The organism is Halomonas sp. SIMBA_159 (assembly GCF_046536035.1).
Taxonomy (GTDB): domain Bacteria; phylum Pseudomonadota; class Gammaproteobacteria; order Pseudomonadales; family Halomonadaceae; genus Vreelandella; species Vreelandella venusta_A.
On the sequence record NZ_JAWJBT010001677.1, the window covers coordinates 1 to 234 of the forward strand.

Consider the following 234-nt stretch of genomic DNA (forward strand, 5'->3'; position numbering starts at 1 on the left):
GCAAAGAGATCAACGCGCACGGCGTCAGTGTAGTGCGTGTAAAACTCACCGGTAATCAGTGGGCGATTGTTGATAACGATCCGCTTAACCGGCGTTTTACGGCGGCCACTGTGATGGATATGGCAGGCCCGCTGGCGTACACCTCTTATCTTGAAACCCGTTTCTCGCCCGATGGCAGCCAGACCCGCGGCACACTGAACAACTGCGGTAACGGCTATACCCCCTGGGGCACCT

1 protein-coding gene is annotated in these 234 nt (G+C 57.3%); it reads left to right on the plus strand.

Annotated elements, in window-relative coordinates; translation table 11 throughout:
* Window positions 1-234 (plus strand): alkaline phosphatase PhoX (locus tag R0J87_RS24915; RefSeq protein ID WP_498889709.1); only part of this gene is annotated, 234 nt, incomplete at both ends.